The 12,926-nt window shown below is 72.4% G+C and carries 11 protein-coding genes; 9 read left to right on the top strand and 2 right to left on the bottom strand.

The annotated features are described in order from the left end of the window. Positions 1–137: 137 nt before the first annotated feature. Together ACGFNI_RS22295 and ACGFNI_RS22290 are read left to right on the top strand one after the other, a co-directional pair. On the top strand, positions 138–1,187 hold the full coding sequence (locus ACGFNI_RS22295; protein ID WP_393686251.1) for an LLM class F420-dependent oxidoreductase: 1,050 nt from the start codon (positions 138–140) through the stop codon (positions 1,185–1,187). A gap of 136 nt (positions 1,188–1,323) precedes the next feature. Further along, positions 1,324–2,103 (top strand): ferritin-like domain-containing protein, encoded by a 780-nt coding sequence (locus ACGFNI_RS22290; protein WP_393686249.1) that lies wholly within the window; start codon positions 1,324–1,326, stop codon positions 2,101–2,103. A gap of 15 nt (positions 2,104–2,118) precedes the next feature. On the opposite strand, the gene corA is transcribed toward ACGFNI_RS22290, so the two are convergent. Next, positions 2,119–3,114 carry a magnesium/cobalt transporter CorA gene (gene corA / locus ACGFNI_RS22285; RefSeq protein ID WP_393686247.1) on the bottom strand — a complete coding sequence of 332 codons (996 nt, stop codon included), beginning with the start codon at positions 3,112–3,114 and terminating at the stop codon, positions 2,119–2,121. A gap of 60 nt (positions 3,115–3,174) precedes the next feature. Here corA and ACGFNI_RS22280 point away from each other — a divergent pair, with 60 nt between their 5' ends. The 5 genes from ACGFNI_RS22280 (at position 3,175) to ACGFNI_RS22260 (ending at position 9,271) form a co-directional block, all read left to right on the top strand. After that, positions 3,175–3,882: a histidine phosphatase family protein gene (locus ACGFNI_RS22280; RefSeq protein WP_393686245.1), complete on the top strand. Its 708-nt coding sequence runs from the start codon at positions 3,175–3,177 to the stop codon at positions 3,880–3,882. A gap of 130 nt (positions 3,883–4,012) precedes the next feature. After that, complete coding sequence (locus ACGFNI_RS22275; protein ID WP_393686243.1) at positions 4,013–4,603, top strand: DUF3090 domain-containing protein; 591 nt, start codon at positions 4,013–4,015, stop codon at positions 4,601–4,603. Continuing rightward, complete coding sequence (locus ACGFNI_RS22270; RefSeq protein ID WP_393686241.1) at positions 4,567–5,484, top strand: SCO1664 family protein; 918 nt, start codon at positions 4,567–4,569, stop codon at positions 5,482–5,484. Before ACGFNI_RS22275 ends, ACGFNI_RS22270 begins: the two co-directional genes overlap by 37 nt. 119 nt (positions 5,485–5,603) lie before the next feature. After that, entirely contained in the window at positions 5,604–6,833 is a 1,230-nt protein-coding gene (mshC, locus tag ACGFNI_RS22265) for a cysteine--1-D-myo-inosityl 2-amino-2-deoxy-alpha-D-glucopyranoside ligase (protein ID WP_393686239.1), read from the top strand. 161 nt (positions 6,834–6,994) lie between these two features. Further along, positions 6,995–9,271 (top strand): TIM-barrel domain-containing protein, encoded by a 2,277-nt coding sequence (locus ACGFNI_RS22260; RefSeq protein WP_393686237.1) that lies wholly within the window; start codon positions 6,995–6,997, stop codon positions 9,269–9,271. 87 nt (positions 9,272–9,358) lie between these two features. On the opposite strand, the gene ACGFNI_RS22255 is transcribed toward ACGFNI_RS22260, so the two are convergent. Next, positions 9,359–10,507, bottom strand: coding sequence for a PAC2 family protein (locus tag ACGFNI_RS22255; RefSeq protein ID WP_393686235.1), 1,149 nt, complete (start codon positions 10,505–10,507; stop codon positions 9,359–9,361). A 261-nt stretch (positions 10,508–10,768) separates the two neighbouring features. Between ACGFNI_RS22255 and ACGFNI_RS22250 the strand changes: the two genes are divergently transcribed. Continuing rightward, a complete protein-coding gene (locus ACGFNI_RS22250; protein WP_393686233.1) occupies positions 10,769–12,106 on the top strand; it encodes an enolase C-terminal domain-like protein in 1,338 nt (445 codons plus the stop codon). Continuing rightward, complete coding sequence (locus ACGFNI_RS22245) at positions 12,103–12,900, top strand: SDR family NAD(P)-dependent oxidoreductase (RefSeq protein WP_393686232.1); 798 nt, start codon at positions 12,103–12,105, stop codon at positions 12,898–12,900. The genes ACGFNI_RS22250 and ACGFNI_RS22245 overlap by 4 nt, the downstream gene beginning before the upstream one ends. Positions 12,901–12,926: the final 26 nt, after the last annotated feature.

Below are 12,926 nucleotides of genomic sequence, written 5' to 3'. Positions count from 1 at the left end.
TTTGCTCCATGGGCCCCGAGATTAGTGGCCGCGTGCCGGGCGCAGGAGAGCTGTGGACAACCCGGCCATGACGGCGGCGGGCGGTGCGCGCTAGAGTCCCCGCAACAGTGACGTTACTGATGGGTAAGGGGAGCGGCGTGAGGCTTGGGATCAACCTCGGTTACTGGGGTGCCGGCATGGACGGGGACAACCTCGCCGTCGCGCAGGAGGCCGACCGGCTCGGGTACGCGGTCTGCTGGGCGGCCGAGGCGTACGGCTCCGACGCCCCCACGGTCCTGTCCTGGGTGGCGGCCAAGACCGAGCGCATCGACGTCGGTTCGGCGATCTTCCAGATCCCGGCCAGGACACCCGCCATGACCGCCATGACCGCGGCGACCCTCGACTCGCTCTCCGGTGGCCGCTTCCGGCTCGGCCTGGGCGTCTCGGGCCCGCAGGTCTCCGAGGGCTGGTACGGCGTGAAGTTCGACAAGCCCCTGGCGCGCACCCGCGAGTACGTCGACATCGTCCGCAAGGCCATGTCCCGCGAGCGGCTGTCCTACGAGGGGCAGCACTGGACGCTGCCGCTGCCCGACGGCCCCGGCAAGCCGCTGAAGCTCACCGTCCACCCGACCCGTGAGCACATCCCGCTCTACATCGCGGCGATCGGCCCCAAGAACCTCGAACAGACCGGTGAGATCGCCGACGGCGCGCTGCTGATCTTCCCCTCCGCCGACCACCTGGAGGAGACCGCGCTCGCCCCCATCCGGGCGGGCCGCGAGAAGGCAGGCAAGACCATGGACGGGTTCGACGTCTGCCCGACGCTGCCGCTGGCCGTCGGCGATGACGTCGGCGCCCTCGCAGACATGTTCCGCCCGTACACGGCGCTGTACGTCGGCGGCATGGGCAGCCGCAAGCAGAACTTCTACAACAAGCTGGCCCAGCGCATGGGTTACGAGAAGGAAGCCGCCGAGATCCAGGACAAGTACCTCTCCGGCGACAAGGAGGGTGCCGCCGCCGCGATCCCGCAGCGGCTCATCGACCAGACCACGCTGCTGGGCTCCGTCGAGCGGATCGCCGAGCGGATGCAGGCGTACGCCGCCGCGGGGGTCACCACGCTGACGCTGGCGCCCGCCGGCTTCACCCTGGAGGACCGGATCGCGTCGCTGCGCGCGGGCACCGAGGCGCTGGAGAAGGCCGGACTGGCCTGACCGCCGACGGCCCGGCCGGCTGCGGCCGGGCCGTGCGGATCGTTCGTACGGGTGAACGCCGGGAGCCTCCGGTTGCCGTGCCTCCCGGACCGTCCTTGACTGTGCCTTCAGGCGCGTCCGTTCGGAGGTGGTGCTGATGCTCTCGGCCAGAAGCCTGTTCCGGGAGATCGTCGACAACGACGATTCCTACCGCCTCTTCTGCTCCATCGCGGCGAGCGGAGAGGCACAGGGCGGCTGGGAGAACGGCCGGATCGCCGCGCTGCTGCCCGCCGCGCAACGCCATCTCGCGCCCAAGGTGGCGCGGCACGGCGCCGACGAGGACAAGCACGGCCGGATCTTCCGTGCGCTGCTGCGCAAACGCGGACTGAGCCCCGCCGACGTCCCCGGCGAAACGGACTACACGATGCTGCTGGAGCGCCGCGGCATCGGTCTCGCACACGACACGCTGCGGCGCGCCGAGCCCCTCACCGAGCAGGACGTCATCACCTACCTCGCGCACAGCCGGGTCACCGAACAGCGCGCGTCCGAGCAGATGCTGCTGCTGAAGAAGTACTTCGGCGACGACCCCGAACTGGGCCGGGCGATCCGGATGATCTCCGAGGACGAGGACAACCACCTCGCCTACTGCCACGAGGAACTGCTGCGGTTCGCCCACGCCGGGCACGGCCGCCGCATCCAGCGGACGCTGCGCGCCTGCGCGCTCGCCGAGATCGCCGTCCACCGGGACGTCAGCCTCGCCGTGATGGAGCGCATGGGCCGCATCCTGGGCTGGCCCGCCGCCAAGTCCGCGGTGCTCGCGGCGGGCATCCGCGCCCGCTACGCGTACGAACGGCTGGCCGGCTGGCGGCGGATGGTCAGCCTGCGGATGCCCGAGCGGCGCGATGCGCTGGGCGGTCGGGCGACCGAGTTCGCCTGAGTGACCGGGCGCGCGTCACAGCCAGCCGCGGCGTTTGAACAGCCGGAACAGGGACAGTTCGATGGCCGCCATCGCCAACAGCACACCGTAGTAGCCAAATCCCCAGTTCAATTCGGGCATGTGCGTGAAGTTCATGCCGTAGATGCCGGCGATCAGGGTCGGCACGGCCGCCAGCGCCGCCCAGGCCGAGATCTTGCGCATGTCGTCGTTCTGCCGCACGCCCATCTGCGCCAGATGGGCGGAGAGGATGTCGGACAGCAGCCGGTCGAGACCTTCGACGGACTCGTTGGCGCGGGTCAGGTGGTCGCCGACGTCCCGGAAGAACGGCCGCGCCTGATCGTGCACGAAGGGCACCCCGGCGCTCTGGAGCCGCGCCATCGGCTCGGTCAACGGCCCCGTGGCGCGCCGGAATTCCAGCACCTCCCGTTTGAACGCGTAGATCTCGGCGGCGGTGTTCCTGGTGCTCGACCGGGTCGGCGCGAACACCTCGGCCTCCAACTCCTCCAGATCCACCTGGAGTTCCCCCGCCACTTCGATGTAGTGGTCCACCACCGCGTCACTGACCGCGTAGAGGACCGACGTCGGCCCGTGCCTGAGGATGTCCGGCTGGTGTTCGAGGCGGCGGCGCACCGCGCTCAGCGGGCTGGCCTCGCCGTGCCGGACGGTGACGACGAACGAGTCGCCGACGAAGACCATCAGCTCCGACGCGGTCACGGTGTCGGCGTGCACGTCGTAGGTGACCGGCTTGAGCACGAGGAACAGCGAGTCGTCGTAGACCTCCAGCTTCGGCCGCTGATGGGCCTTGAGCGCGTCCTCGACGGCCAGCGGGTGCAGGGCGAAATCCCTGGTGATCCGGTCGAATTCGGCCTGTGTCGGCTCGTGGACGCCCAGCCAGAGGAACGCGCCGGCGCTCCCGGCCCGCGCGTCGTGCAGGGCGGCGGAGAAGTCGGCCGGTGCGTCGGCGCGGCGGCCCTCCCGGTAGATGGCGCAGTCCACGATCACACCTGGCATTCTCACCCGGTACCCGGCCTCCTGCCAGGGAGGAGTAGCCGGGAACGTAGGCTGGCTGCCATGCCCACGCTGATCCTGGTGCGGCACGGCCGCTCCACCGCCAATACCTCCGGCGTACTCGCGGGACGCACTCCCCGGGTCGCACTCGACGAACGCGGCGCCGCCCAGGCCGCCGCGCTGCCAGGACGGCTGGCCGACGTGCCGCTGGCCGCCGCCGTGACCAGCCCGCTCCAGCGCTGCCAGGAGACCCTGCGCCCGCTCCTTGACGCCCGTCCCGGTCTGCCGCTGCACACCGAGGACCGCATCAACGAATGCGATTACGGCGACTGGTCGGGGCGCAAGCTCGCCGAGTTGAGCGATCACCCGCTGATGGAGGTCGTCCAGCGGCACCCGTCGTCGGCGGCCTTCCCCGGAGGCGAGTCGATGCGGGGGATGCAGGCCCGCGCCGTCGACGCCGTGCACGACTGGAACGCCAGGATCGAGGCGGCGCACGGCCCGTCGGCTGCCTATCTGATGTGCTCGCACGGCGACATCATCAAGGCGCTGGTCGCCGACGCACTCGGCCTGCACCTCGACCTGTTCCAGCGGATCTCCGTCGACCCCTGCTCGGTGACCGCGATCCGCTACACCCGCCTGCGGCCGTTCCTCGTACGCCTCGGCGACACCGGCGACTTCGGTGCGCTGGCGCCGTCCGGCGAGGAGCCGGACGAGGCGGCCACGGAGGGCGAGGGGGACGCCGCCGTCGGTGGCGGTGCGGGAGCACCGTGATCAGCGGGCGCAGTAGGGTGGTGCGACGGCGCTGCCCGCCACGCCGCTGAGAACTGTGCACAGACCGCAGTGACCACAGGGGCCGCAGCGACCGCAGTGCCCCCGCAGTCGAGCAAATCGGAGCAGGACGTTGTCCCGTCAGGTGTTCTTCTACGACGCCCCGGACCGCTTTGTGGCCGGCACGGTCGGGCTGCCTGGCCGCCGTAGCTTCTTCCTCCAGGCCACAGCGGCCGGCAGGACCACCAGCGTGGCCCTGGAGAAGACCCAGGTCGCCGCACTCGCCGAGCGGATCGACGAGCTGCTGGACGAGGTGGTGCGGCGCAGCGGCGGCAATGCCCCGGTGCCCGCCGTCGCGCCGTCCGAGCTGGCCGACACCGCCCCGCTGGAATCGCCGGTCGAGGAAGAGTTCAAGGTCGGCACGATGGCGCTCGCCTGGGACGGCGAGGACGAGCGCATGATCATCGAGGCGCAGGCGCTGGTCGAGCTGGAGGCCGACAGCGACGAAGATCTCGCGGAGGCCGAGGAGCGCCTGCTCCAGGACGACGAGAACGGCCCGCCCATGCTGCGGGTGCGGATGACCGGCACCATGGCCAGGGCCTTCGCCAAGCGCGCCCTGGAGGTCGTCAACGCCGGACGGCCCCCGTGCCCCCTGTGCAGCCTGCCGCTCGACCCGGAGGGACACGTATGCCCGCGCCAGAACGGATACCGACGGGACGCCTGAGCCCGATGGAGCCCTCCGCCCAGCAGGCCGTCCCCGGGCCCGCGGCGCCGCCGGACGGCGCGCCGCCCCCGGCGGAACCGGCCGACCTGCCTGCCGCCTTCCTCGCCGACGGCGAGCTGACCGTGCGCGGGCAGATCCAGGAGGCGTCCAACGCGGTCCTGTACTGCACCGTGACCCACGAGGGCCGCACCGCCGCCTGCGTCTACAAGCCGGTCGCCGGCGAGCGCCCGCTGTGGGACTTCCCCGACGGCACCCTCGCCCAGCGCGAGGTCGCCGCGTACGAGATCTCCCGGGCGACGGGCTGGGGCCTGGTCCCCACGACGGTGCTGCGCGAGGGCCCGTACGGCTCCGGCATGGTCCAGGAGTGGATCGAGGCGCCGGGCGATGACGACGAGGTCCCCGAGCTGCTGGCGCTGGTCGAGGGCGAGGAGCCGGGTCCTGGCTGGAAGGCCGTCGGCTTCGCCGAGACCGGCAGGGGCCGCCCCGCGCTGCTGGTGCACGCCGACGACCGGCGGCTGCGGCGCCTCGCCGTGCTCGACGCGGTGATCAACAACGGTGACCGCAAGGGCGGGCACCTGCTGCCAGGCGCGGGCGGCCGGGTCTTCGCGATCGACCACGGTGTGACGTTCAACTCCGATGACAAGCTGCGCACCCTGCTGTGGGGCTGGGCCGGGGAACCGCTGACCGACGAGGCGCTGGCGGTGCTGCGGGCGCTCGCTGAGGCCCTGGAGGCGGGCCGGCCGCTCGTCACCCGGCTGGCCGAGCTGATCACGGAGGCCGAAATCGCGGCCCTGCGGGCACGGGTGGCCGGGCTGCTGGCCGACGGGCGCCACCCCGAACCCAGCGGGCAGTGGCCGCCGATTCCCTGGCCGCCGGTCTGATTCAGGGCGCCCGTGGCGGGCCGTCATGCACGCCGCGGCTTCGAACGCAAGAGCGCCTATCCGGTCAAGAGAGCCGGTCCGGTTCGTATGCGGAACGTGCATCCGGTTAGGCTCAAGGCATGCATGCATGGCCCGCTTCTGAGGTCCCCGCCCTGCCCGGCCAGGGCCGCGACCTGAGGATCCACGACACCGCGACCGGCGGACGGGTAACCCTCGCCCCCGGTCCCGTCGCCCGTATCTATGTCTGCGGCATCACGCCGTACGACGCCACCCACATGGGGCACGCGGCGACCTACAACGCGTTCGACCTGGTCCAACGCGTGTGGCTCGACACGAAGCGCCAGGTTCACTACGTGCAGAACGTCACCGATGTCGACGATCCGCTGCTGGAGCGGGCCGTCGCCACGGGGGACGACTGGACGGCGCTCGCCGAGCGTGAGACCGCGTTGTTCCGCGAGGACATGACGGCCCTGCGGATGCTGCCGCCGCGCCACTACATAGGCGCCGTCGAGTCGATACCCGGCATCGTGCCGCTCGTCGAGCGGCTGCGCGACAACGGCGCCGCCTACGAGCTGGACGGCGACATCTACTTCTCCGTCGAGTCCGACACCCACTTCGGTGCGGTCTCCGGCCTCGACGCGGAGGCGATGCGGCTGCTGTCCGCCGAGCGCGGCGGCGACCCCGAGCGGGAGGGCAAGAAGAACCCGCTCGACCCGATGCTGTGGATGGCCGCCCGTGACGGCGAGCCGAGCTGGGACGGCGGCTCGCTGGGCCGCGGCCGGCCCGGCTGGCACATCGAGTGTGTGGCCATCGCTCTCGATCACCTCGGCATGGGCTTCGACGTGCAGGGCGGCGGCTCCGATCTCGCCTTCCCGCACCACGAGATGGGCGCCTCGCACGCCCAGGCACTCACCGGCGAATTCCCGTTCGCCAAGGCGTACGTGCACGCCGGGATGGTGGCCCTGAACGGCGAGAAGATGTCCAAGTCCAAGGGCAATCTGGTCTTCGTCTCGAAGGTGCGGCGGGACGGCACCGACCCGGCGGCGATCCGCCTGGCGCTGCTCGCCCACCACTACCGCGCCGACTGGGAGTGGACCGACGCGGTGCTCGACGAGGCCGTGGCGCGGCTGGCGCGCTGGCGTGCCGCCGTCTCCCGCCCCGACGGCCCGTCGGCCGATGTGCTCCTGGAGGAGATCCGCACGGCGCTCGCCGACGACCTGGACTCGCCCGCCGCGCTCGCGGCCGTCGACCGCTGGGCCGCGGCGCAGCAGGCCGATGGCGGCAGCGAGGAAGGCGCGCCCGGCCTGGTCTCGCGTGCGGTGGACGCGCTCCTGGGCGTGGCCCTGTGATCCGCTGATCCGTTGCTTCCCGGGCGCCCCCGCCGATCGGCGGGGGCGCCCTTTTTTCCGTGGTCCGGGGGAGGGGCGCGGCCCGGCGGCGGGTGAGAAGTCCAGGAAGCGGGGCCGAAGAGTCCATGGTCATGTCCGCGCCAGGGCGTTAGATCTCGGGCATGAGGAAATCAACAGGACTGCGGGCGGCGGTCGTTGCCGCGCTGCTCGGGCTCGCGGCGGCGCTCGCGGGGCCGGCGGGCAGCGCCGGGGCCGCCGAGCCCGCCCCCGCACACACCGTCGGCGATGTCACCGGCTTCGACGCCGACGGGCCCGTCTACCGTCTGCACGCCGGAAAGGCCCAGGCGCGCGTCAGTTTCGTCTCCGACCGGACCTTCCGCATCGAACTCGCCCCCGACGGGAAGTTCACCGACCCGACGGGCAAGGACATCGTGCTGCCCCAGGGCGCACCGCCGCGCACGCACTGGAAGGACGCGGGCGACGCCTACGAACTCGCCACCGGCAAGGTGACCCTGCGGGCCTTCAAGGCACCGCTGCGCTTCGAACTGCGCCGCGCCGACGGCTCCTTGGTGTGGTCCGAGGCGAAGGGGCTGAGCTGGGACGGCGACTCCACCACCCAGACCCTGGCACGCGGCGGCGACGAGCAGTTCTACGGCGCCGGCATGCAGAACGGCCGCGGCAACACCTCGCACCGCGGCCACACCGTCGAGGTCGGCGTCGACGACAACTGGGACGACGGCGGGCACCCCAACTCGGTGCCCTTCTACCTCTCGACGGCGGGCTACGGCGTCTTCCGGAACACGTACGCGCCCAACACGTACGCGTTCCACGACCCGGTGACGGCCACCGCGAAGGAACGCCGCTTCGACGCCTACTACTTCGCGGGGCCGAGTGCGAAGGACGTCATCGGCCAGTACACGACGCTGACCGGCAAGCCGTTCCTGCCGCCGCTGTACGGCCTGGAGATCGGCGACTCCGACTGCTATCTGCACAACGCCAACCGCGGCGAGCGGCACACCCTGGACGCGCTGAAGGTCGCCGACCTCTACACCCAGCACGACATGCCCAACGGCTGGATGCTGGTCAACGACGGCTACGGCTGCGGCTACGAGCACCTCGCCGAGGCGTCGAAGGGCCTCGGCGAGCGGAAGATGAAGCTCGGACTGTGGACCGAGGACGGACTCGACAAGCTCGCCGACCAGGTCAAGGCGGGCCAGCGGGTCGCCAAACTCGACGTCGCCTGGGTCGGCGACGGCTACAAGCACGCACTGGACGGCTGCAAGGACGCCTACCGCGGCATCGAGGACAACAGCGACGCCCGCGGGTTCACCTGGGCCCCGGAGAGCTGGGCGGGCGCGCAGCGCTGCGGCGTCCAGTGGTCCGGCGACCAGAAGGGCACCTGGGACTACATCCGCTGGCAGATCCCGACCTACGCGGGCGCGAGCATGTCAGGGCTCGCGTACACCACCGGCGACGTGGACGGCATCTTCGGCGGCAGCCCCCGGACGTACGTCCGTGACCTGGAGTGGAAGTCGTTCCTCCCGGCGATGATGACGATGGACGGCTGGGCGGACAGCGACAAGCAGCCCTTCAGGCGCGGGGAGCCGTACACCTCCATCAGCCGGAAGTACCTCAAGCTCAAGGAGTCGCTGCTGCCGTACATGTACTCCTACGCGGCGCAGGCGACCGGGACCGGCGTCGGACCGGTCCGCCCGCTGTCCCTGGAGTACCCGGACGACCCGAAGGCGGGCTCGGACGCCGCCAAGTACGAGTTCCTGAGCGGCGAGGACTTCCTGGTCGCGCCCGTCTACCAGGACACCGAAACCCGCGACGGCATCTACCTGCCGAAGGGCACCTGGGTGGACTACTGGAGCGGCCGTACCTACCGGGGGCCGGTGACGGTCAACGGCTACCACGCCCCGCTGGACACCCTGCCGCTGTTCGTCAAGGCCGGTGCGAGCGTGCCGATGTGGCCCGGCATCACGTCCTACCAGGACCGCACGGCCGCCTCGCCGCTTGCCTGGGACGTCTATCCGCAGGGCCGTTCGTCGTTCACGCTCTACGAGGACGACGGTGTCACCCGCGCCCACCGGGACGGCGCCTTCGCCACCCAGCGGGTGGACGTCGCGGCGCCGAAGTCCGGCGCGGGCGACGTACGGATACGGGTCGGGGCCTCCCGCGGCACCTTCCACGGCAAGCAGACCTCCCGGCCCTACGCGTTCACCGTGCACACCGGTGACGCGCCGCGCGGGGTGCGGCTGGCGGGGCGGCAGCTGCCGCGGCTGCACTCGGCGGCGGCGTTCGAAGCGGCGGGTGAGGGCTGGTACCACGACCCGTCCGACCGGGCCGGTGTGGTCAAGGTCAAGACCGCGAGCCGCGCCACCGACCGCGCCTTCTCGCTGGTGCTCAAGGGCGCGAGCGCGGTCGGCGGGAAGTGACCTGCGCCCTGCGGTAGCGGGGTGAGGATGACGGAACGGGGGCGCCCGCCGGTGGGGCGCCCCCGTTTCCGTGCCGTGCGCGGCGGTTCAGCGGCCGTCGCCGCTCTCCTCCGGGCCGTCGTCCCTGCGGTCGCCGCGGGGCCCGGCCTCGGGCCGGTCGTCGGTGCCCTCGTGCCCGTCACCTGCGCCGTCGGCGGAATCCGCCGCGCCGGGGCCCTCCGGGTCCGGGACTGTCCCGTCCCGCCCGTCGGACGGCCGGGTCTCGCGCGGCTCCTTGGGCGCGGGGCGCGGGGGCCGGGTGCGGCCCGCGGTGGTGTCCCGCAGGTACGAGCCGCCCGGCCCGTCCGTGAGCCCGCCTTCGGTGGCGAGTCCTGGCCCGGCCTGCGGGTCGCGGCGCCGCAGGTAGCGCTCGAATTCGCGGGCGATGGCCTCGCCGGACGCCTCCGGCAGGTCCGCGGTGTCCCGCGCCTCCTCCAGCGACTGGACGTACTCGGCGACCTCGCTGTCCTCGGCCGCCAGCTGGTCCACGCCGAGCTGCCAGGCGCGTGCGTCCTCGCTCAGCTCGCCCTGCGGGATGCGGATGCCGAGCAGGTCCTCCAGGCGGTTGAGCAGCGCGAGGGACGCCTTCGGGTTGGGCGGCTGGGAGACGTAGTGCGGTACGGCGGCCCAGAGGCTGACCGCGGGCACACCGGCGTGGGTGCACGCCTCCTGGAGGATGCCGACGATGCCGGTGGGGCCTTCGTAGCGGGACTCCTCCAGATCCAGCCGGGCGGCGAGGTCCGCGTCGGACGTCACGCCGCTCACCGGGACCGGCCGGGTGTGCGGGGTGTCGCCGAGCAGCGCGCCGAGCACGACCAGCATCTCCACACCCAGTTCATGGGCGAACCCCAGGATCTCGGTGCAGAACGTCCGCCAGCGCATGCTCGGTTCGATGCCGCGGACCAGGACCAGGTCCCGCGGGCGGCCCTTGCCGTCGGAGTCGGCGACGCGGACGACGGAGAGCCGGGTCGTCGGCCAGGTGACCTTGCGGACGCCGCCCTCCAGGAAGACGTTCGGGCGGTTGACCTGGAAGTCGTAGTAGTCCTCGGCGTCCAGCGCCGCGAACACCTCGCCCTTCCACTCCCGGTCCAGATGCGCGACCGCGGCGGAGGCGGCGTCGCCGGCGTCGTTCCAGCCCTCGAACGCGGCCACCATGACCGGGTCGATCAGCTCGGGAACCCCCTCGAGCTCGATCACCCAGCGCCTCCTTCCGACCGGCCGGGCCGCCTCGCGACGGCCGCCGGCAGCAGTTCTCTTGCGTGCGTTCCCCAGACTACGGGGTCTGCGGTACCCGTTCGCAGCCCCTTTGCACGTACGAGTGCTCATTCATCCGACCTGTCGGGCCCGGTCCTCGTGCAACTTCGGCACGGGTCTGGACGCTGGCTCACGGGCGGCGCTATACATCGGATGACCGGGAAAGGTCCGATGTTCTTCCGCGACGTCCCAGGGGGCATGCGCATGGCCGCGACCGACACCGTCACGGAACTGGAGGTCCACGACGTCCGCTTCCCCACGTCGGAGCAGCTCGACGGCTCGGACGCGATGAACCCCGACCCCGACTACTCCGCCGCGTACGTCGTCCTGCACACCGAGGGCGGCACACGGGGGCACGGCCTCTGCTTCACCATCGGCCGCGGCAACGACGTCATGGCCGCCGCGATCCGCGCGCTCGCCCCGTACGTCGTCGGCCGCCCGGCCCCCGCCACCGCCGCCGCGCTGGCCACGCTGTACCGCACCCTGACCCGCGACTCCCAACTGCGCTGGCTCGGCCCGGAGAAGGGCGTGATGCACATGGCGGCAGGCGCGGTCGTCAACGCCGCGTGGGACCTGGCCGCCACCCGCGCGGGCCTGCCGGTCTGGGAGTTCCTGGCCGCGATGACCCCCGAAGAACTGGTCTCGCTGGTCGACTTCCGCCACCTGTCGGACGCGCTGACCCCCGACGAGGCGCTGGCCCTGCTGCGCGCCGCCGCCCCCGGCCGGGCCGCCCGCACCGCCCGCCTCAAGGCCGACGGCTACCCCGCGTACACCACATCGCCGGGCTGGCTCGGCTACGACGACGGCAAACTGGTGCGGCTGGCGAAGGAAGCGGTCGCCGACGGCTTCCGGCAGATCAAGCTCAAGGTGGGCGGCGACCCCGACGACGACCTGCGGCGGATGCGGCTGGCCAGAGAGGCCGTCGGGCCCGGCGTACGGATCGCGGTCGACGCCAACCAGCGCTGGGACGTACCGGAAGCGGTCCGCCGGATGACCGCGCTCGCGCCGTACGACCCGTACTGGATCGAGGAGCCGACCGGACCCGACGACATCCTCGGCCACGCCGCGGTCCGCGCCGGGCAGCCGGTCAAGGTCGCCACCGGCGAACACGCCGCCAACCGCATCGTCTTCAAACAGCTGCTCCAGGCCGGGGCCGTCGACTTCGTGCAGATCGACGCGGCTCGTGTGGCGGGGGTCAACGAGAACCTCGCGATCCTGCTGCTGGCCGCCAAATACGGCGTGCCGGTCTGCCCGCACGCGGGCGGGGTCGGGCTGTGCGAGCTGGTGCAGCACCTGGCGATGTTCGACTACGTGGCGGTGTCCGGGAGTTGGGACGACCGGGTCATCGAGTACGTCGACCACCTCCACGAGCACTTCACCGACCCCGCGGTGGTCGAGCGTGGACGCTACCGCGCCCCCACGGCCCCCGGCTTCTCGGCCCGGATGAAACCCGCGTCGGTCGCCGCCCACCGCTACCCCGAAGGACCGGTGTGGCGCGACCGCACCCCGCGTCCGCACGGCGAACAGGAGGTCTCCGCATGAGCCAGGTACAGCTTCCCGCGGTCCCGTCGGCCGACTTCACCGGCATGGGCGCCCTCGTCACCGGCGGCGGCTCCGGCATCGGCGCGGCCACCGCCGCCCTGCTGCTGGCCCGCGGCGCCCGGGTCGCCGTCCTCGACCGCGACCCGTCGGGCGCACCCGAAGGCGCCCTGCGGGTGGCCGCCGATGTCACGTCCGACGCCGCGGTACGCCGGGCCGTCGACGAGGCGGCAGCGGAACTCGGCGCCCTGCACACCCTCGTCGGCAACGCGGGCATCGGCGCCGTCGGCACCGTCGAGGACAACGACGACGCGGAGTGGAGCCGGGTGCTGGACGTGAACGTGCTGGGCCTGGTGCGCTGCGCCCGCGCCGCGCTGCCGTGGCTGCGCCGCACCGCCGCCACCGACACCGGCCGGGTCTCGGTCACCCACACCTGCTCCATCGCCGCCACCGCGGGACTGCCGCAGCGCGCCCTCTACAGCGCCAGCAAGGGCGCCGTCCTCTCGCTGACCCTCGCCATGGCCGCCGACCACATCCGCGACGGCATCCGCGTCAACTGCGTCAACCCCGGCACCGCCGACACCCCCTGGGTCGGCCGGCTGCTCGACCGCGCCGACGACCCGGCCGCCGAACGCGCCGCCCTCAACGCGCGCCAGCCGATGGGCCGGATGGTGACGGCGGACGAAGTCGCCGCGGCCATCGTCCATCTGGCGTCCCCTGCCGCGTCCGGCATCACCGGCACCGCGCTCGCCGTGGACGGCGGCATGCACGGACTGCGGCTGCGCCCCGCCACCTGACCGCCCGCCGCACACCACGACCGAGG

It is taken from the genome of Streptomyces sp. NPDC048644 (assembly GCF_043199105.1).
In the GTDB taxonomy this organism is placed as follows: domain Bacteria; phylum Actinomycetota; class Actinomycetes; order Streptomycetales; family Streptomycetaceae; genus Streptomyces.
This window is presented reverse-complemented; position numbering and strand designations above follow the sequence as displayed.

What these genes read in the sequence shown, in the direction of transcription:
- ACGFNI_RS22260 (WP_393686237.1), top strand. Translation starts at nt 6,995, where the DNA reads ATGAGGAAATCAACAGGACTGCGGGCGGCGGTCGTTGCCGCGCTGCTC.
- ACGFNI_RS22250 (WP_393686233.1), top strand. Translation starts at nt 10,769, where the DNA reads ATGGCCGCGACCGACACCGTCACGGAACTGGAGGTCCACGACGTCCGC.
- ACGFNI_RS22290 (WP_393686249.1), top strand. Translation starts at nt 1,324, where the DNA reads ATGCTCTCGGCCAGAAGCCTGTTCCGGGAGATCGTCGACAACGACGAT.
- mshC (WP_393686239.1), top strand. Translation starts at nt 5,604, where the DNA reads ATGCATGCATGGCCCGCTTCTGAGGTCCCCGCCCTGCCCGGCCAGGGC.
- corA (WP_393686247.1), bottom strand. Translation starts at nt 3,114, where the DNA reads ATGCCAGGTGTGATCGTGGACTGCGCCATCTACCGGGAGGGCCGCCGC.
- ACGFNI_RS22280 (WP_393686245.1), top strand. Translation starts at nt 3,175, where the DNA reads ATGCCCACGCTGATCCTGGTGCGGCACGGCCGCTCCACCGCCAATACC.
- ACGFNI_RS22270 (WP_393686241.1), top strand. Translation starts at nt 4,567, where the DNA reads ATGCCCGCGCCAGAACGGATACCGACGGGACGCCTGAGCCCGATGGAG.
- ACGFNI_RS22245 (WP_393686232.1), top strand. Translation starts at nt 12,103, where the DNA reads ATGAGCCAGGTACAGCTTCCCGCGGTCCCGTCGGCCGACTTCACCGGC.